The sequence below is a fragment of the Microbacterium sp. GXF6406 genome, from assembly GCF_054798215.1.
Genome location: NZ_JBSJZH010000013.1, coordinates 13697 through 31287 on the forward strand (window position 1 = coordinate 13697; position 17591 = coordinate 31287).

The 17591-nt window shown below is 67.6% G+C and carries 16 protein-coding genes; 14 read left to right on the forward strand and 2 right to left on the reverse strand.

Features of this window, described 5'->3' with window-relative positions:
* Positions 1–31 precede the first annotated feature (31 nt).
* The 7 genes from ACWAUG_RS08840 (at position 32) to ilvC (ending at position 8708) form a co-directional block, all read left to right on the forward strand.
* Positions 32–1255, forward strand: coding sequence for an MFS transporter (locus ACWAUG_RS08840; protein WP_460802182.1), 1224 nt, complete (start codon positions 32–34; stop codon positions 1253–1255).
* Between the two features lie 32 nt (positions 1256–1287).
* Positions 1288–2700, forward strand: coding sequence for an alpha,alpha-trehalose-phosphate synthase (UDP-forming) (locus tag ACWAUG_RS08845; protein ID WP_460802183.1), 1413 nt, complete (start codon positions 1288–1290; stop codon positions 2698–2700).
* Between the two features lie 39 nt (positions 2701–2739).
* The gene (otsB, locus tag ACWAUG_RS08850; protein ID WP_460802184.1) at positions 2740–3537 is read left to right on the forward strand and encodes a trehalose-phosphatase; all 798 of its coding nucleotides are present in this window, start codon (positions 2740–2742) and stop codon (positions 3535–3537) included.
* Between the two features lie 9 nt (positions 3538–3546).
* Positions 3547–5256, forward strand: coding sequence for a dihydroxy-acid dehydratase (ilvD, locus tag ACWAUG_RS08855; protein ID WP_460802185.1), 1710 nt, complete (start codon positions 3547–3549; stop codon positions 5254–5256).
* Between the two features lie 63 nt (positions 5257–5319).
* Positions 5320–7122, forward strand: a complete 1803-nt coding sequence (locus ACWAUG_RS08860) for an acetolactate synthase large subunit (RefSeq protein WP_460802186.1) — start codon at positions 5320–5322, stop codon at positions 7120–7122.
* A 4-nt stretch (positions 7123–7126) separates the two neighbouring features.
* Positions 7127–7636 carry an acetolactate synthase small subunit gene (gene ilvN / locus ACWAUG_RS08865; RefSeq protein ID WP_298038046.1) on the forward strand — a complete coding sequence of 170 codons (510 nt, stop codon included), beginning with the start codon at positions 7127–7129 and terminating at the stop codon, positions 7634–7636.
* 43 nt (positions 7637–7679) lie between these two features.
* Positions 7680–8708 carry a ketol-acid reductoisomerase gene (gene ilvC / locus ACWAUG_RS08870; RefSeq protein ID WP_298038044.1) on the forward strand — a complete coding sequence of 343 codons (1029 nt, stop codon included), beginning with the start codon at positions 7680–7682 and terminating at the stop codon, positions 8706–8708.
* A 69-nt stretch (positions 8709–8777) separates the two neighbouring features.
* Here ilvC and ACWAUG_RS08875 read toward each other — a convergent pair whose 3' ends face one another.
* Positions 8778–9692 carry a hypothetical protein gene (locus tag ACWAUG_RS08875; protein ID WP_460802187.1) on the reverse strand — a complete coding sequence of 305 codons (915 nt, stop codon included), beginning with the start codon at positions 9690–9692 and terminating at the stop codon, positions 8778–8780.
* Positions 9693–9764: 72 nt separating this feature from the next.
* Between ACWAUG_RS08875 and ACWAUG_RS08880 the strand changes: the two genes are divergently transcribed.
* The 3 genes from ACWAUG_RS08880 to serA all read left to right on the forward strand — a co-directional run bounded on the left by ACWAUG_RS08880 (position 9765) and on the right by serA (position 12314).
* Complete coding sequence (locus ACWAUG_RS08880; RefSeq protein WP_460802188.1) at positions 9765–10250, forward strand: hypothetical protein; 486 nt, start codon at positions 9765–9767, stop codon at positions 10248–10250.
* On the forward strand, positions 10247–10579 hold the full coding sequence (locus tag ACWAUG_RS08885; protein ID WP_298038036.1) for a hypothetical protein: 333 nt from the start codon (positions 10247–10249) through the stop codon (positions 10577–10579). The genes ACWAUG_RS08880 and ACWAUG_RS08885 overlap by 4 nt, the downstream gene beginning before the upstream one ends.
* Positions 10580–10709: 130 nt before the next feature.
* A complete protein-coding gene (gene serA / locus ACWAUG_RS08890; protein ID WP_298038034.1) occupies positions 10710–12314 on the forward strand; it encodes a phosphoglycerate dehydrogenase in 1605 nt (534 codons plus the stop codon).
* A gap of 10 nt (positions 12315–12324) precedes the next feature.
* On the opposite strand, the gene ACWAUG_RS08895 is transcribed toward serA, so the two are convergent.
* Positions 12325–12873 (reverse strand): TetR/AcrR family transcriptional regulator, encoded by a 549-nt coding sequence (locus tag ACWAUG_RS08895; protein WP_460802189.1) that lies wholly within the window; start codon positions 12871–12873, stop codon positions 12325–12327.
* 57 nt (positions 12874–12930) lie between these two features.
* Between ACWAUG_RS08895 and ACWAUG_RS08900 the strand changes: the two genes are divergently transcribed.
* The 4 genes from ACWAUG_RS08900 to ACWAUG_RS08915 all read left to right on the forward strand — a co-directional run bounded on the left by ACWAUG_RS08900 (position 12931) and on the right by ACWAUG_RS08915 (position 17589).
* Positions 12931–14466: an MFS transporter gene (locus ACWAUG_RS08900; protein ID WP_460802190.1), complete on the forward strand. Its 1536-nt coding sequence runs from the start codon at positions 12931–12933 to the stop codon at positions 14464–14466.
* Between the two features lie 63 nt (positions 14467–14529).
* Complete coding sequence (locus tag ACWAUG_RS08905) at positions 14530–15579, forward strand: 3-isopropylmalate dehydrogenase (protein WP_460802191.1); 1050 nt, start codon at positions 14530–14532, stop codon at positions 15577–15579.
* A gap of 46 nt (positions 15580–15625) precedes the next feature.
* Positions 15626–16720 carry a branched-chain amino acid aminotransferase gene (locus tag ACWAUG_RS08910; protein WP_460802192.1) on the forward strand — a complete coding sequence of 365 codons (1095 nt, stop codon included), beginning with the start codon at positions 15626–15628 and terminating at the stop codon, positions 16718–16720.
* 92 nt (positions 16721–16812) lie between these two features.
* Complete coding sequence (locus ACWAUG_RS08915) at positions 16813–17589, forward strand: fumarylacetoacetate hydrolase family protein (RefSeq protein WP_298038025.1); 777 nt, start codon at positions 16813–16815, stop codon at positions 17587–17589.
* Positions 17590–17591: the final 2 nt, after the last annotated feature.

Genomic DNA, 17591 nt, shown 5'->3' on the forward strand with positions numbered 1-17591 from the left:
ACCGTATCCGCGCCGCGGGCGCGTGAGAGCCATGACACAGACACGCACATCCCTCCTGCGAGAAGCAGGCCTTCCGTACTTCTTCATCGCCTTCATCGCCCGGCTGCCGTTCGCCATGATGGTCGTCGGGGTCCTCACCCTGGTCGTCGCCGAGCGCGGCTCCCTATCGCTGGGCGGGCTGACCTCGGCCGCCGTCGGACTCGGCACCGCCTGCTTCGGACCCCTGCTGGGCGCTGCGGCCGACCGATTCAGCCAGCGCATCGTGCTGTCGCTGCTGGCCCTCGCCAACGGCACGATGCTCGTCATCTTCACCCTCGCAGTGCACTCGGCCAGCGCCGACGCCCTCGTTCTCCTCGCCGGCTTCGGAATCGGCGCGACCGCGCCGCAGGTGGCACCGCTGTCGAGATCGCGCCTGGTCACGATCATCAACGACCGGATGCCGGAGCTCGGGCGCTCGCGCACCATCTCGGGAACGATGGCCTACGAGTCCGCGGCCGACGAGATGGTCTTCGTCTTCGGGCCGTTCCTCGTCGGCGTGCTCGCCGCGGGCATCGCCCCCGGCGCGCCGCTCATCGTCGCCGCAGCGCTCACCATCGTCTTCGTCGGTGCTTTCGCTCTGCACCCGAGCGCACGTGCCGTCTCCCAGGAACGGGACGCCGACGGGCGCGCGCCCTCGTCGGTCGCGGAGCTGTTCCGGCCGAGCGTCCTGATCGTCGTCATCGGGATCCTCGGCGTCGGGCTGTTCTTCGGCACGATGCTGACATCCCTCACCGCCTTCATGGCCGACCGGGGCGCTCCTGAGGAAGCGGGGCTGCTCTACGGAGTGATGGGCGTGGGGTCGGCGGTTCTGGCACTCGGAGTGGCCTGGCTGCCGGCGCGCTTTGCGATCTCCGCACGATGGATCGTGTTCTCGGCGATCCTGCTCGGCGGATCCTGCCTGCTGCTGAGCGTCGACTCACCCGGAATGATGATGGTGGCCCTGGCCATCATGGGCGTCGGCATCGGTCCCACGCTCGTGACGCAGTACAGCCTCGGCGCGGCTCGCAGCCCGCGCGGACGCTCCGCCACCGTCATGACGATGCTCGGCTCCGCCGTCATCGTCGGACAATCCATCGGATCGGCCGTGACCGGTGAGATCGGCGAGCGGATCGGCACGGACGCTGCGCTGATTCTGCCGATCGCCGCAGCACTCGTCGTGTTCCTCGCCGGCCTCGCCAACGGGATTCTCGGCCGCCGGAGGCGCACGACTCGCTAGCCTGGGGCATACATCGAGTGTGAGGAGTCTCCATGACCGCCGCAGATTTCGTCGTCGTCGCCAACCGGCTCCCGGTCGACCGGGTCCTGGACGCCGACGGGCAGGAGAGCTGGCGAACCTCTCCGGGAGGGCTGGTCGCGGCCCTCGAACCGATGATGCAGGCAGCGGGCGGCGCCTGGGTCGGATGGGCGGGCCAACCCGATCTCGAACTCGATCCCTTCACCGCGAACGACATCCGGCTGATCCCGATCGCGCTGTCCGAGCAGGAGATCGCCGAGTACTACGAGGGCTTCGCGAACGACACGATCTGGCCGCTCTATCACGATGTGATCGCGCCGCCCCAGTATCACCGCGAATGGTGGGAGGCCTACGTCACGGTGAACCGTCGCTTCGCCGAGGCCGCTGCCGCAGCCGTCGCCGAGAACGGCACCGTCTGGGTGCACGACTACCAGCTGCAGCTGGTCCCCGAGATGGTGCGCGCTCTGCGCCCCGACGTCACGATCGGCTATTTCCACCACATCCCGTTCCCCGCGCACGGACTGTATGCGCAGATGCCTTGGCGCGACCAGGTGCTGCGCGGACTCCTGGGCGCCGACGTGATCGGCTTCCAACGCGCACAGGATGCGAACTACTTCCTCGCAGCCGTGCGGCGTCGACTCAAGTACGACGTCAAGTCCTCGGTCGTCGAGGTGCCGGGGGAGAGCAGCACCCATCCGGCACTCGTCAAGGCGTTCCCCATCTCGATCGACACCGCCCCGTACCGGGAGCTCGCCGCATCGCCGCGCATCCAGGCACGAGCCGCCGAGATCAGGGAGAGCCTCGGCAACCCGAAGCACATCCTGCTCGGCGTCGACCGGCTCGACTACACCAAGGGAATCCGCCACCGGATCAAGGCCTACAGCGAACTCCTGCGCCAAGGACGCCTGCACGTCGAAGACGTGACTCTCATCCAGGTAGCCAGCCCCAGCCGCGAACGCGTCGACGCCTACGTCACCCTGCGCGATGAGATCGAACTCTCCGTCGCCCGCATCAACGGCGATACAGACACCATGGGCCACTCCGCCATCCGGTACCTCCACCAGGGGTTCCCCCGCGACGAGATGGTCGCCCTCTACCTCGCAGCCGACGTCATGCTCGTCACAGCGCTCCGCGACGGAATGAACCTCGTCGCCAAGGAATACATCGCCACCCGGGCCGACAACCGCGGGGCGCTCGTGCTCAGCGAGTTCACCGGAGCCGCCGATGAGCTGCGTCAGGCCATCCTCGTCAACCCCCATGACATCGAAGGCCTCAAGGACGCGATCATGACAGCCGTCGAGATGCCCGCCGGCGAACAGGGCAAGAGGATGCGCGCCCTACGCAAACGCGTGCTCGAGAACGACGTCAGCGCGTGGTCCTCCTCCTTCCTGCAGGCCCTCGCGGACGCCCGAGCCTCGCGCGCGTGAGAAGCTGGTCGCTACGACGCCCCGATGAGGAGACACACAGTGACCCGCACCTGGACCCCCGGTTCGCCCGATGACGCACTGACCGCCATCGCCACGACGCCCCGGCTCGTGATCGCCCTCGACTTCGACGGCACGGCGTCACCGCTGGTCCCGGACCCCATGGCCGCCCGCGCCCTCCCCGAGGTCAAGACGCAGCTCGAGCGGCTCGCGGCGCTGCCCGACACCTTCGTCTCCTACGTGTCCGGGCGGAGCATGCACGATCTGCGCATCATCACCGAGCACGACGATGAGTCCTCCGTCGCGCTCGCCGGATCCCACGGCGCCCAGTACTGGTTCCCGGGGATCGGGGCATCCGATGCCCCCGGCAGCACGACCGAGGAGGGCGCCCGCGAGGCCCTGTGGGCGGCGGCCCAGCCCATCGTCGATCGCTTCGAGGGCGTCGGCCTCGAGCCGAAGACCTTCGGCATGGGCATCCATACCCGTCGCGCCACGCCCGAGGTTGAAAAGGCGGCATTCGCCGAGATCGATGCTCTCGTCGCAGACCTCTACCCGCACTGGCGCCGACGTTCGGGGCACCGGGTTCTGGAGTTCTCCTCGCGCGTCGAGGGCAAGGACACGGCGATGACCGTTCTGCGCGAGCACTTCGATGCGACCGGCATCCTGTTCGCCGGCGACGACGTGACCGACGAGGACGCCATGCGCGTGCTCGAGGCGGGCGATCTCGGTGTGCGCGTGGGCCCGGGGGAGTCGGCGGGAACGCTGCGTGTGGACACCCCACAAGACATGGCCGCACTTCTGGAGGCGCTCGCGACGGAGCGCGCCGCCCGACAGGAATAGACTGCCGTCATGTCCCCGAACGATCCCGCGTCGATCGACATCAAACCCCGCAGCCGTGTCGTCACGGACGGCATCGAGGCGACGACCTCGCGCGGCATGCTGCGCGCCGTCGGCATGGGGGATGCGGACTGGGACAAGCCGCAGATCGGGATCGCCTCCAGCTGGAACGAGATCACCCCCTGCAACCTGAGCCTGGACCGTCTCGCGCAGGGGGCGAAAGAGGGCGTGCACGCCGGCGGCGGGTACCCGCTGCAGTTCGGGACGATCTCCGTTTCCGATGGCATCTCGATGGGCCACGAGGGCATGCACTTCTCCCTCGTGTCTCGTGAGGTCATCGCCGATTCCGTCGAGACCGTGATGATGGCCGAGCGCCTCGACGGCTCCGTGCTGCTCGCGGGATGCGATAAATCGATCCCCGGGATGCTGATGGCCAGTGCCCGCCTCGATCTGTCGAGCGTCTTCCTCTACGCCGGATCCATCGCTCCCGGGTGGGTGAAGCTGTCGGACGGCACCGAGAAGGACGTCACGATCATCGACTCCTTCGAGGCCGTCGGCGCCTGCCGCGCGGGTCTCATGAGCGAGGAGGACCTCAAGCGCATCGAGTGCGCCATCGCGCCCGGTGAGGGAGCGTGCGGCGGCATGTACACCGCGAACACGATGGCGTCGGTCGCCGAAGCGCTGGGGCTGAGTCTTCCCGGCTCCGCCGCACCGCCCTCCGCGGACCGCCGTCGGGACTATTACGCCCACCGTTCCGGCGAGGCCGTCGTCGAGCTGCTCCGCCAGGGCATCACGACGCGCGACATCCTCACCCGTGAGGCATTTGAGAACGCGATCGCTCTGGCCATGGCCCTCGGCGGATCGACGAACGTCGTCCTGCACCTGCTCGCGATCGCGCATGAGGCCGAGGTCGAACTGAGCCTGCACGACTTCAACCGCATCGGCGATCGTGTGCCGCACGTCGCCGACATGAAGCCGTTCGGCAAGTACGTCATGAACGACGTCGACCGTCACGGCGGCATCCTCGTCATCATGAAGGCCATGCTGGAGGAGGGGCTGCTGCACGGCGATGCGCTCACCGTCACCGGACGAACGCTCGCCGAGAACCTCGCAGACCTCGACCCCGGGCCCATCGACGGGGAGGTCATCCACCGCTTCGACGACCCGATCCACGCCTCCGGCGGATTGACGATCCTGCACGGCTCTCTTGCGCCCGAGGGGGCGGTCGTGAAGACGGCGGGCTTCGATGCGGCCGTTTTCGAGGGGCCGGCCCGGGTCTTCGAGCGCGAGCGCGCGGCGATGGATGCCGTGGCCGCCGGTGAGATCGAGGCCGGAAGCGTGATCGTCATCCGCTACGAGGGGCCCCAGGGCGGGCCGGGCATGCGCGAGATGCTCGCGATCACCGCGGCCATCAAGGGCGCGGGGCTCGGGAAAGATGTATTACTCTTGACAGACGGACGATTCTCAGGCGGCACAACCGGCCTGTGCATCGGCCACATAGCACCCGAAGCGGTGGACTCCGGTCCCATCGCCTTCGTGCGCGATGGTGATCTGATACGGGTCGATATCGCAGCTCGCTCACTCGATCTACTCGTCGACGATGAGGAGCTCGCCTCCCGCCGCTCTGGCTGGGAGCCGCTTCCCCCGCGCTATACCCGTGGCGTTCTTGCCAAGTACTCACGACTCGTCGGCTCCGCCGCTCAGGGAGCGACGACCGGTTGAACCATCGGCAGGCCCCGTGCCCCATGCGGCCCGCCGACGCATCCTCAGATCACAAGGAAAGACATGACTGCTGACTCCGTTTCGGCCGTGCCCCGGCCACCATCTGCGCAGAACACCGCGCCCGAGCTGACGGGTGCTGAAGCCGTCGTCCGCTCTCTCGAGCTTCTGGGCGTCACCGACGTTTTCGGTCTGCCCGGCGGAGCGATCCTTCCGGTCTACGACCCGCTGATGGACGCCTCCGAGCTCCGCCACATCCTCGTGCGCCACGAGCAGGGCGCCGGTCACGCCGCCGAGGGATACGCCTCGGCATCCGGCAAGGTCGGCGTCTGCATCGCCACGTCCGGCCCCGGCGCGACGAACCTCGTGACCGCGATCGCCGACGCCTACATGGACTCCGTTCCTCTTGTGGCGATCACCGGGCAGGTGTTCTCGACCCTGATGGGAACGGACGCCTTCCAGGAAGCCGACATCGTGGGCATCACGATGCCCATCACCAAGCACTCCTTCCTCGTGAAGAAGGCCGCTGACATCCCCGGCGCGATCGCGGCGGCCTTCGAGATCGCCTCGACCGGACGCCCCGGCCCCGTGCTGGTCGACATCACCAAGGATGCGCAGCAGGAGAGCGGCCCCTTCAACTGGCCGCCGAAGATCGACCTGCCCGGCTACCGTCCGGTGACGAAGGCGCACGGCAAGCAGATCCAGGCGGCCGCGACGCTGATCGCCGAGGCCAAGAAGCCCGTGCTCTACGTCGGCGGTGGTGTCGTCCGCGGCCGTGCCTCGGCAGAGCTGAAGGAACTCGCTGAGACCACCGGAGCGCCGGTCGTGACGACGCTGATGGCTCGAGGCGCATTCCCCGACTCCCACCAGCAGCACCTCGGCATGCCCGGCATGCACGGCACGGTCCCGGCCGTCCTCGCCCTGCAGGAAGCCGACCTGATCGTCTCCCTCGGCGCACGCTTCGACGACCGCGTGACCGGCAAGGCGGCACTGTTCGCCCCGCACGCCAAGATCGTGCACGTCGACATCGACCCGGCCGAGATCTCCAAGATCCGCACCGCGGATGTGCCGATCGTCGGCGATGTGCGCGATGTGCTCATCGATCTCGAAGCGGCCTTCCGCGGCACGGTCGCCGACGGCCAGCCCGACATCGCCGAATGGTGGTCCTACCTCGACGGGCTCCGCGACGAGTTCCCGCTGGGCTACACGGAGCCGACCGACGGTCTGCTCGCGCCGCAGTACGTGATCCAGCGGATCGGCGAGCTGACGGGCCCCGAGGGCATCTACGCCGCAGGTGTCGGACAGCACCAGATGTGGGCTGCTCAGTTCATCAAGTACGAGCGCCCCAACGCCTGGCTGAACTCCGGCGGCGCCGGAACCATGGGGTACTCGGTGCCCGCAGCCATGGGTGCCAAGGTCGCCGAGCCGGACCGCGTCGTCTGGTCGATCGACGGCGATGGATGCTTCCAGATGACCAATCAGGAGCTGGCCACCTGCGCGATCAACAACATCCCGATCAAGGTCGCGGTGATCAACAACTCCTCGCTGGGCATGGTGCGCCAGTGGCAGACGCTGTTCTACGACGGGCGCCACTCGAACACCGACCTGAATACGGGCCACGGCACGATCCGCATCCCGGACTTCGTGAAGCTGGCCGAGGCGTACGGGTGCCTCGCGATCCGCGTTGAGAAGGAAGAAGAGGTCGACGCTGCGATCAAGCTCGCCCTCGAGACGAACGACCGTCCGGTCGTGATCGACTTCGTCGTCTCGGCTGATTCCATGGTCTGGCCGATGGTTCCCCAGGGCGTCAGCAACAACTACGTCCAGTACGCGCGCGATCACGCGCCCGCTTTCGATGTGGAGGACTGACCACATGTCGTCTCACGTGCTGAGTCTTCTGGTCGAGGACACCCCGGGTCTGCTGACCCGCGTCGCCGGGCTGTTCGCCCGCCGCGGCTTCAACATCGAGTCACTCGCCGTCGGCGTGACCGAGGTCCCCGGGATCTCCCGGATCACGGTCGTCGTCGATGTCGACGAGCTGCCGCTCGAGCAGGTCACCAAGCAGCTGAACAAACTGGTGAACGTCATCAAGATCGTCGAGCTCGACCCGGCGGCATCCGTGCAGCGGCACCACGTGCTGGTGAAGGTCCGCACGGACAACGCGACGCGGTCGAATGTGATCGAGGTCGTCAACCTGTTCCGCGCATCGGTCGTCGACTATGCGTCGGATGCTCTGGTCATCGAGTCCACCGGTGACAAGGGCAAGGTCGATGCGCTGCTTCGGGCGCTCGAGCCGTTCGGGATCAAGGAGCTGTCCCAGTCGGGGCTGCTCGCGATCGGCCGGGGCGGCAAGAGCATCACCGAGCGCGTTCTGCGCGGCTGACCCCCACACCCTTCTTCTGAACCACAACCAAGGAGCAATACAAGTGAGTACTGAGATCTTCTACGACGACGACGCCGACCTGTCCCTGATCCAGGGCAAGAAGGTCGCCATCGTGGGCTACGGCTCGCAGGGCCACGCCCACGCCATGAACCTGCGTGACTCGGGCGTCGAGGTCGCCATCGCGCTGAAGGACGGCTCGAAGTCGATCGCCAAGGCGGAGGAGGCCGGTTTCCCGGTCAAGAACGTGGCGGATGCCACGGCATGGGCCGACGTCATCATGATCCTCGCGCCGGACCAGCACCAGCGCACGATCTACTCCGAGTCGATCGCTCCGAACCTCACCGAGGGCAAGACGCTCGCCTTCGCGCACGGCTTCAACATCCGCTTCGGCTACATTGACGCTCCTGAGGGCGTCGACGTGATCCTCGTCGCGCCGAAGGCGCCGGGCCACACGGTTCGCCGCGAGTACGTCGCCGGTCGCGGCATCCCGGACATCATCGCCGTCGAGAAGGATGCTTCGGGCCAGGCCTGGGCGCTCGCACTCTCCTACGCGAAGGCCATCGGCGGCACGCGTGCCGGCGTCATCAAGACGACCTTCACGGAAGAGACCGAGACCGACCTGTTCGGCGAGCAGGCCGTCCTCTGCGGTGGCATGAGCCACCTCGTGCAGGCCGGCTTCGAAACCCTCGTCGAGGCGGGCTACCAGCCGCAGATCGCCTACTTCGAGGTTCTGCACGAGCTGAAGCTCATCGTCGACCTCATGTGGGAGGGCGGCATCGCCAAGCAGCGCTGGTCGATCTCCGACACCGCCGAGTACGGCGACTACGTCTCGGGCCCGCGCGTCGTCGACGCAGCGGTCAAGGAGAACATGAAGGGCGTTCTCGCAGACATCCAGTCGGGTGCCTTCGCGAAGCGCTTCATCGACGACCAGGACAACGGTGCCGCTGAGTTCCAGGCGCTGCGCGCCAAGGAGGAGCAGCACCCGATCGAGGTCACCGGCAAGGAGCTGCGTTCGCTCTTCGCATGGAAGCAGCAGGACGAGGACTACGTCGACGGCTCCGCCGCTCGCTGAGCCGGCGTTCGATACGAAGAAGGCGGGTGCCCCCTCGGGGCACCCGCCTTCTTCATGCTCTCGTTCCGCTCACTCCACCGGAGCGGCCTCGGCGATCTCGATCGGCGGTGTGACGCCCTCGCCCCAGACCGGCTCGGGGAGCAGGGTGTCGGTCTCGCCGTTCTGGATGAGGCGCAACGCGCCGGCGATCTCGGACGCGTTCTCCGGCACGGGCAGGCCGCAGGCCTTCAGCTCGGAGGCGAACTTGAGCGTCAGGCGCTCCTTCTCCGCGGCGACGGCCTCGGCCGTCGTACCGGTGACCTTCTCGCTGCCGGTCTGGATATCGGAGACGTCTTCGCACACGTGGTAGACCGAGCCGCCGGCGACCCAGACGACCTCGTCCTGTCCGAGCAGCTGGATGACCGCGGACTGATCGGCGGTGTACTGCTCGACGGAGGCCGGTGCGAAGTCGATGCCGATGTAAGCAGCGAGGGCGGCGAGCACGATGCCGACGATGCCGGCTGTGGTCTTCTGGCCCTTGTCCATGTCCTTGTTGAGGAAGATGAGGATGATCAGCGGCAGGAACGCGACGATCGAGATGATGGCGCCGAGCTGGTTCTGCACGAAGAACCTCACGGTCTCGGACTTCTTCGCCGGGTCGAGGCGATTGGCCTTCTTCCATAGGACGGACCCGGTGATCGCCAGAGCCGCGATGATCACGAGTGCCACGAGCAGCGTGATGAACGCCCACTGGGGGAATATCGCCGTCGCGTTCTCGGTCACCAGCAGGCCGGTCTCGGGATCGCGCTTGAGCGTGCCGTCCTCGCCGACCCACTCGCGCTGCCGCAGCAGCCAGAAGATCGACACGGCCTCGAGCGCGATCGCGACCGCCCACAGCGCCGCTGCGATGATCCGGAACGTGGTCGCCTTCTTCTTGCCCTCGGCGGACGGCGTCCACTCGCGTTCGGTCGACGTCCGGGCGTCCGGGTTCTTGCTTTCGGTCACGGAGAATTCCCCCTCAGTCTGTGAACTCCCTGAGCATATCGGGGTCCCTTGCAGAATCGCTACGCTGGGGATATGACTACGGATGCCGACGACGCGCTCTCCTGGGAGGGCGACGAGGATCAGCCCGCGCGCCCGTCCGCGAGGCGCGAGAAGCCCGTGCTGCCGGATGGTTGGGCCGCCGTGGGCAAGGACAGCGAGACGGTCGGTCGTCTCGACGAGGATGACGACCGCGTTCGGGCGGAAGTCGACGTGCAGGAGCCCGCGAGTATCAGCACGCCGCTGCTCGTCTTCCTCGGCGTGATCGGCGGCGTGTACCTGCTGTACACGATCGGCTGGATCAGCTCGGCCGCGAAGCTCGGCCCCAATGTCTTCCTCGCGGGTGTGGCCGGTGAATTCGGTATCGCGCTGTGGGCCGCCGCCGCGGCGCCGGCGCTGTGGTTCGCGGCGTCCTGGGCCCTCACCCGCTCCTCGCGCACCTGGGTGCGCGTGAGCGCCCTGCTCGCAGGAGTCCTGCTCCTCGTGCCGTGGCCCTTCGTCATGACGGGAGTGGCATCGTGACCGACAGTCTTGCGCTCGAGAAGCGCCCGGCGCGCTGGGCGCGCGCCCTCATCATTGCCGTGGCGGGGATCCTCACCGTCGCCGCGATGGCGAATGCGATCGTCTACCTCATCGCGCTCGTCTCCTGGGACCCCGGGGCGCCGGTATGGATCATGCTCATCGTCTCGGTCGTGTTCCCGCTCATCGCCTTCCTCGTGGCACTCATCATCGGTCTACGGCGTCCGCTCCTCGAGCTCGCGCTCGTCCTGCTGGCCGGCGTGGGGCTGGCCATGGTGTTCTGGATGAACGTGCTGCTGTACGCGCTCGTGCCCATCTTCTCGACGCAGTGATCCCGTCACTGCGCGTCATACGGCGCGGAGCACGGTTCGCCCTCCGGTAAGGTGGTTCTCGATCGCGCCCCCGACGGTGTGCGGCGCATCGATCCCACCCGCGCAAGTCGCTAACCTCGAAGGATCCGCTGTGTCGAAGCCCGTCGTGCTCATCGCCGAAGTTCTCTCGCCCGCCACGATCGAGGCCCTCGGCCCCGACTTCGATGTCCGTCAGGTCGACGGCACCGACCGACCTGCGCTGTTCTCAGCCCTGGCCGACGCCTCTGCCGTGCTGATCCGCTCGGCGACGAAGATCGACGCCGAGGCGCTCTCGCACGCGCCGAACCTCAAGGTCATCGCCCGTGCGGGCGTCGGTCTCGACAACGTCGAGATCCCTGCGGCGACCAAGGCCGGCGTCATGGTCGTCAACGCTCCCACCTCGAACATCATCTCGGCGGCGGAGCTCACCTGCACGCACATCCTGAGCCTTGCCCGCCACGTGCCCGCCGCGAACGCCTCGCTCGCCGGTGGTGCGTGGAAGCGCAGCTCCTACACGGGCACCGAACTGTTCGAGAAGACGCTCGGCATCGTGGGCCTGGGTCGCATCGGCGCTCTCGTCGCTGCCCGCATGCAGGGCTTCGGCATGAAGGTCGTCGCCTACGATCCCTACGTGACGAGCGCCCGCGCACAGCAGCTGGGCGTCGAGTTGCGCACGCTCGACGAGCTCGTCGCCGAGGCCGACTTCCTCACGATCCACATGCCCAAGACGCCCGAGACGACGGGCATGATCAGCACGGCGCAGTTCGCCGCGATGAAGAAGAGCGCCTACGTCATCAACGTCGCCCGCGGCGGCCTGATCGACGAGGTCGCGCTCCGTGAGGCGCTCGTCGCCGGTGAGATCGCCGGTGCCGGCCTTGACGTCTTCACCTCCGAGCCCCCGGTCGAAGGCGGCTCCGCGCACGCGCTCCTCGACCTCCCCAACGTCGTCGTCACCCCGCACCTGGGCGCCTCCACCGATGAGGCGCAGGAGAAGGCGGGCATCTCGGTCGCGAAGTCCGTCAAGCTCGCACTCGAGGGCGACCTGGTCCCGGATGCCGTCAACGTCGCCGGCGGCATCATCGATCCGTTCGTCCGCCCGGGCATCGCCCTGGTCGAGAAGCTCGGTCAGATCTTCAGCGGCCTGAGCTCCTCGGCACTCACCAGCCTCGACATCGAGGTGCGCGGCGAGCTCGCCGACTACGACGTCAGCGTCTACCGTCTGGCAGCGCTCAAGGGCATCCTGTCGAACGTCGTCAGCGAGAACGTCTCCTACGTCAACGCACCGCTGTTCGCCGAGCAGCGCGGCATCGAGGCGCGTCTGATCGTCGAGAAGGAGAGCCCCGAATACCGCAACCTCACCACGCTGCGCGGTGCGTTGGCCGACGGCACCGTCCTCACGGTCGCCGGAACGCTGGCGGGCACCCGCATGGTGCAGAAGATCGTCGGCATCAACGGCCACGACATCGAGGTGCCGATCGAGCAGCACCACATCGTGCTGCTCTACACCGACCGTCCCGGCATCGTCGCGGTGTTCGGACAGAAGTTCGGCGAGGCCGGCATCAACATCGCCGGTATGCAGGTCGCGCGCCGCGAGGCAGGCGGCCAGGCGCTCACGGTTCTCACGGTCGACTCGCGTGTTCCCGATGAGCTGCTCGCCGAGGTCGGCGAGGCGATCGAGGCGACCGTGGTCCGCGCGATCGACGTCGCAGAGGTCTGATCGATCCGATTCACCGGGAGGCGCGCAGCGCGAGGGCGATGAGCTGCTCGAGCTGCGCGCCTCTCGGCGTGGGCCCGGCCAGTCCGCCCTGGACGGCGTCGAGCACGTTGTTGTAATAGAGGCCGTCGCCGATGAGCATCACGAGGTCGAGTGCGGCGTCGTCGTGCACGTGGGGGCGCAGGCAGCCCGCCCACGACTCGCGGATGCTCCGGAGCGCGGCAGATGCGTCGAGATCACCGCCCTGCGCGATCCGTGCCGCGGCGATGAGCGCGCGGTCGAACGCCGAGTCCTCGAGCAGCGAGTTGCGGATGTAATAGTCCACCGGACCGTTCTGCGCGGCGGTCATGAGATCGAGGTCGTCAGCGGCGAGAGCGTCGAGCCGCTCGAGAAGACCGGTCACGAGCTCGTCCTTCGAGGCGAAGTGGTACAGCAGGCCGCCCTTCGACACACCCGCGGCCTTCGCTGTGGCATCCAGGGTCGCGGCGCGCTCGCCCTCCTCGATGAGGATCGTCTGGAAGGCGTCGAGGACTTTCTCGCGGGCGAGAGGAGGTCTGGGCATGTCTGTTACTATACCGGCTGGACGGTTAAGTAATCGTCCTGTGAAAGGACATGCATCGTGACGGATCAGGTGCGCACCGACACCGGGGGAGTGCACGCGCCGCGTGCGGGAGTGCGGGGTTGGCTCGCGCTGGTCGTGCTGATGCTGCCGGTGCTCCTCGTCTCGGTCGACAACACCGTGCTGAGCTTCGCGTTGCCCGAGATCGCGGTGGCGCTCGTGCCGACCGGCGCGCAGCAGCTGTGGATGATCGATGTCTATCCGCTCGTGCTCGCCGGGCTCCTCGTCTCCATGGGGACCATGGGGGACCGCTTCGGTCGCAAGAAGATGCTGCTGATCGGCTCCATCGGATTCGCGGCGGTCTCCGCCCTCGCCGCATTCGCGCCGACGGCGGCGCTGCTCATCGCGGCGCGCGCCCTGCTGGGCTTCTTCGGGGCGATGCTGATGCCCTCGACGCTGGCGCTGCTGCGCTCGACCTTCCTCAACCGCGACCAGCGCCGTCTGGCGATCGCGATCTGGGCGACGGCGTTCTCCGCCGGATCCGCCCTGGGCCCGATCGTCGGCGGTTTCCTGCTCGAGCACTTCGCGTGGGGATCGGTGTTCCTGCTCGCCGTGCCCGTGCTTGTTCCGCTGCTCGTGTGCGCGCCGTTCCTCGTCACTGAGAGCCGCGACCCGAATCCGGGCCGCATCGACCCGCTGAGCATTGTGCTCTCGATGGCGACCATGGTGCCCGTCGTCTACGCGATCAAGGAGGTCGCCACCGAGGGAATCGGGGCCGTATCGGTGGTGCTCATCGTCGTCGGCGTCCTGATGGGATGGCTCTTCGTCAGGCGCCAGACGCGCTCGGCATCGCCCATGCTCGACATGGCGCTGTTCCGTCGCGGGTCGTTCTCCGGGGCTATCCTGGTGAACCTGTTCAGCGTCGTCGCCCTCGTCGGATTCATGTACTTCGTGCCGCAGCACCTGCAGCTCGTACTGGGGATGGCGCCGATGGCCGCCGGCTTCGCGCTGCTGCCGGCGATGGTGGCGATCATCATCTCCGGCCTCGTTGTGGTGCCGATCGCGCGTCGCGTGCCGCCGCATGTGATCATCCCCGCTGCTCTCGTCTTCACCGTCGCGGGCTACCTACTCATGTCGGTCGCCGCTCCAGAACAGCACCTCGCGCCGCTCATCGCGGCCTCCGTGCTCGTCGGGCTCGGCATCGGCGCGGCGGAGACGATCTCGAACGAGCTCATCCTCTCCAGCGCCCCGTCCGCGAAGGCGGGCGCCGCAAGTGCGGTCTCCGAGACGGCGTACGAGCTGGGCGCAGTGCTGGGCACAGCAGTGCTCGGCGGCGTCATAACGGCGATCTACCGTGCCGTTCTCGTCGTCCCGGACAGCATCGCATCGCAGACGGCGGATGCAGCGCGCGAGACCCTCGCCGGAGCGTACTCGGCGGTGCAGGATCTCACCGAGCCCGGGGCCTCCGCCCTGTGGGCGGCGGCGACCGACGCCTTCGAATCCGGAGTCGCCGTGACCTCTCTCATCGGTGCCGGGCTCGTCGTCCTGGCAGCGGTCATCGGCGCCGTCACACTGCGCAATCCGCGCACACGCTGAGCGGTACGCTGGGGATACCCGCCTCGCAGTGGCGTCGCGGATATCCCGATGCAAGGAGAGTCCATGTCGCGTGTCGTGAAGCTGGCCGTCATCCCCGGAGACGGAATCGGCCCCGAGGTCGTCGCCGAAGCCGAGAGGGTCCTCGACGCGGTGACCGACTCCAGCGACGTCACGTTCGACAAGACGCATTTCTCGCTCGGCGCCGCACGGTACCTCGAGACCGGCGATACGCTCACCGATGACGACCTCGCCGCGATCAAGACGAACGATGCGATCATCCTCGGTGCCGTCGGCGGAGTCCCGGGCGACCCCCGGCTCAAGGACGCCAACATCGAGCGCGGGCTGCTGCTGAAGCTGCGCTTCACCCTCGATCACTACGTGAATCTGCGTCCGTCGAAGCTGTATCCCGGAGCATCCGGCCCGCTCGCCGACCCGGGCGAGATCGACTTCGTCGTCGTGCGTGAGGGCACCGAGGGGCCGTATGTCGGAAACGGCGGTGCGATCCGCATCGGCACTCCGCACGAGATTGCGAATGAGACGAGCGTGAACACCGCCTTCGGTGTGGAGCGCGTCGTCCGCTATGCATTCGACCTCGCCGAGCGCCGCGACAAGAGGGTCACGCTCGTTCACAAGACCAACGTCCTCGTGCACGCCGGCGGCATCTGGAAGCGCATCGTCGACGAGGTCGCAACGGAGCACCCCGATGTGGCCGTAGACTATCTGCACGTCGACGCGGCAACCATCTTCCTGGTCACGAACCCCTCCCGCTTCGACGTGATCGTCACCGACAACCTCTTCGGCGACATCCTCACGGATCTGGCAGGCGCCGTCACCGGTGGCATCGGCCTCGCCGCTTCGGGCAACATCAACCCCGACGGCACGTTCCCCTCGATGTTCGAGCCCGTCCACGGCTCGGCGCCCGATATTGCCGGCCAGCAGAAGGCCGATCCGACGGCGGCGATCCTCTCGATCGCCCTGCTGCTCGATCACCTCGGCCTCCGGGACGAGGCCGGCCGCGTCACCCGCGCGGTCGAGGCCGACATCGCCGAGCGGAACGGTTCGCGAACCACCAGCCAGACGGGCGACGCGATCATCGCGCGACTCCAGGCGTAACCTGGAATCCACGCGAGCGCCGCCCGCATCGAACGCAGGATGTGACATGACTACCACCCCCTCCGAACTCGCACCGCTCGAGTTCTCCGTGACCCGCAATCTCGCCGCGAAGTCCGCGGCAGAGCGCGAGCAGATCCTTCGGGACCCCGGCTTCGGCTCGGTGTTCACCGACCACATGGTCGATGTGTGCTGGTCGGAGCGCGGCGGCTGGCACCGCCCGCGTGTGCAGCCCTACGGCCCGATCCCTCTCGACCCGGCCGCCGCAGTACTGCACTACGGCCAGGAGATCTTCGAGGGCATCAAGGCGTACCGTCACGCCGACGGCTCGATCCACACCTTCCGGGCAGAGGACAACGCCCGGCGCCTGCAGCGCAGTGCGCAGCGCATGGCTCTGCCCGAGCTGCCCGTCGAGTACTTCATGCAGTCGCTGCGCGAGCTGATCGCCGTCGACGGGGCCTGGGTGCCGTCGGGGGAGGACCAGAGCCTGTACCTGCGACCGTTCGAGTTCGCGAAGGAGGCGTTCCTCGGTGTGCGCCCCGCCGCGAAGGTCGCCTACTACCTGATCGCGAGCCCAGCGGGCTCGTACTTCACGGGCGGCGTCAAGCCCGTGCGGATCTGGTTGAGCGAGACCTATGCCCGCGCCGGACGAGGCGGAACCGGGCAGGCCAAGACCGGCGGCAACTATGCCTCCAGCCTTCTGCCGCAGGCGGAGGCCTATGAGCAGGGTTGCGACCAGGTCGTCTTCCTCGACCAGGACGGCAACGTCGAAGAGCTTGGCGGCATGAACGTCGTCTTCGTCTTCAAGGATGGCCGCGTTGTCACCCCGCAGTCCGACAGCATCCTCGAGGGCATCACGCGCGATTCGCTGCTGCAGCTCGCCGAGGACCGTGGCCACACGATCGAGCGCCGTGCGGTCTCGCTGCAGGAGTGGCGCGATGGCGTCGCCTCGGGTGAGATCGTCGAGGTCTTCGCGTGCGGCACCGCCGCCGTGGTGACGCCGATCGGTGCGCTCGTGACCCGCGACGGTGACGAGCCGCAGCCCGCGGGCGGGCTGGCGCTGTCGCTGCGTGAGGAACTCACCGACATCCAGTACGGTCGCCGTGACGACAAGCACGGCTGGTTGGTCCGGCTCGACGCCTGATCTGATTCTTTCTCACTTCGCCGAGCCCCCGTCCTGCTGCAGGGCGGGGGCTCGGCGGGTGAAAGACGGGATGCCGCGACTAGGCTGAGAGCGTGAAGATCGCTCGTTTCAGCCACAATGACGCCATCCGCTACGGCATCGTCGATGAGCAGGAGCTCGTCGTCCTCGCCGGCGACCCGATGTTCGCGGGTTATGAGACGACGGGTGAGCGTGTTCCCCTGGCGGATGCGGCGATCCTCGCGCCCGTCATCCCGCGTTCGAAGGTCGTCTGCGTCGGCAAGAATTACCACGATCATGCGGCTGAGATGGGCGGCGTCGCGCCGGAGGAGCCGCTACTTTTCCTGAAGCCGAACACGTCGGTGATCGGTCCCGGCGACACGATCGTGCGTCCGACGATCTCGGAGCGCACCGAGCACGAGGGCGAGCTCGCCGTTGTGATCGGTCGCATCGCGAAGAATGTTTCTGCTGACAAGGCGATGGACTACGTCTTCGGCTTCACCGTCGCGAATGATGTCACGGCGCGCGACCTTCAGAAGAAGGACGGACAGTGGACCCGCGGCAAGGGATTCGACACCTTCTGCCCGCTCGGACCGGTCATCGAGACCGAGTTCGATCGCGCGGACGCCACGATCCAGACACGGGTGAACGGCGAGGTGCGCCAGAGCGCGCCGCTGAGCGACATGATCCACTCGGTCGAGGCGATCATCGAATACGCCTCGGCGGTTTTCACGCTGCTTCCGGGCGATGTGATCCTCACCGGAACACCGGCCGGTGTCGGCGCGTTCGCAGCCGGCGACACCGTCGAGGTCGAAGTCTCGGGAATCGGCATCCTGCGCAACGGCGTGCGCGACGCGCTGCCTGTCGGCTGATC

Excerpts from the sequence above, each read along its gene's own strand:
- ACWAUG_RS08840 (WP_460802182.1), top strand. The coding sequence starts at position 32 with ATGACACAGACACGCACATCCCTCCTGCGAGAAGCAGGCCTTCCGTAC.
- ACWAUG_RS08845 (WP_460802183.1), top strand. The coding sequence starts at position 1,288 with ATGACCGCCGCAGATTTCGTCGTCGTCGCCAACCGGCTCCCGGTCGAC.
- ilvD (WP_460802185.1), top strand. The coding sequence starts at position 3,547 with ATGTCCCCGAACGATCCCGCGTCGATCGACATCAAACCCCGCAGCCGT.
- ACWAUG_RS08860 (WP_460802186.1), top strand. The coding sequence starts at position 5,320 with ATGACTGCTGACTCCGTTTCGGCCGTGCCCCGGCCACCATCTGCGCAG.
- ilvN (WP_298038046.1), top strand. The coding sequence starts at position 7,127 with ATGTCGTCTCACGTGCTGAGTCTTCTGGTCGAGGACACCCCGGGTCTG.
- ACWAUG_RS08880 (WP_460802188.1), top strand. The coding sequence starts at position 9,765 with ATGACTACGGATGCCGACGACGCGCTCTCCTGGGAGGGCGACGAGGAT.
- ACWAUG_RS08895 (WP_460802189.1), bottom strand. The coding sequence starts at position 12,873 with ATGCCCAGACCTCCTCTCGCCCGCGAGAAAGTCCTCGACGCCTTCCAG.
- ACWAUG_RS08905 (WP_460802191.1), top strand. The coding sequence starts at position 14,530 with ATGTCGCGTGTCGTGAAGCTGGCCGTCATCCCCGGAGACGGAATCGGC.
- ACWAUG_RS08910 (WP_460802192.1), top strand. The coding sequence starts at position 15,626 with ATGACTACCACCCCCTCCGAACTCGCACCGCTCGAGTTCTCCGTGACC.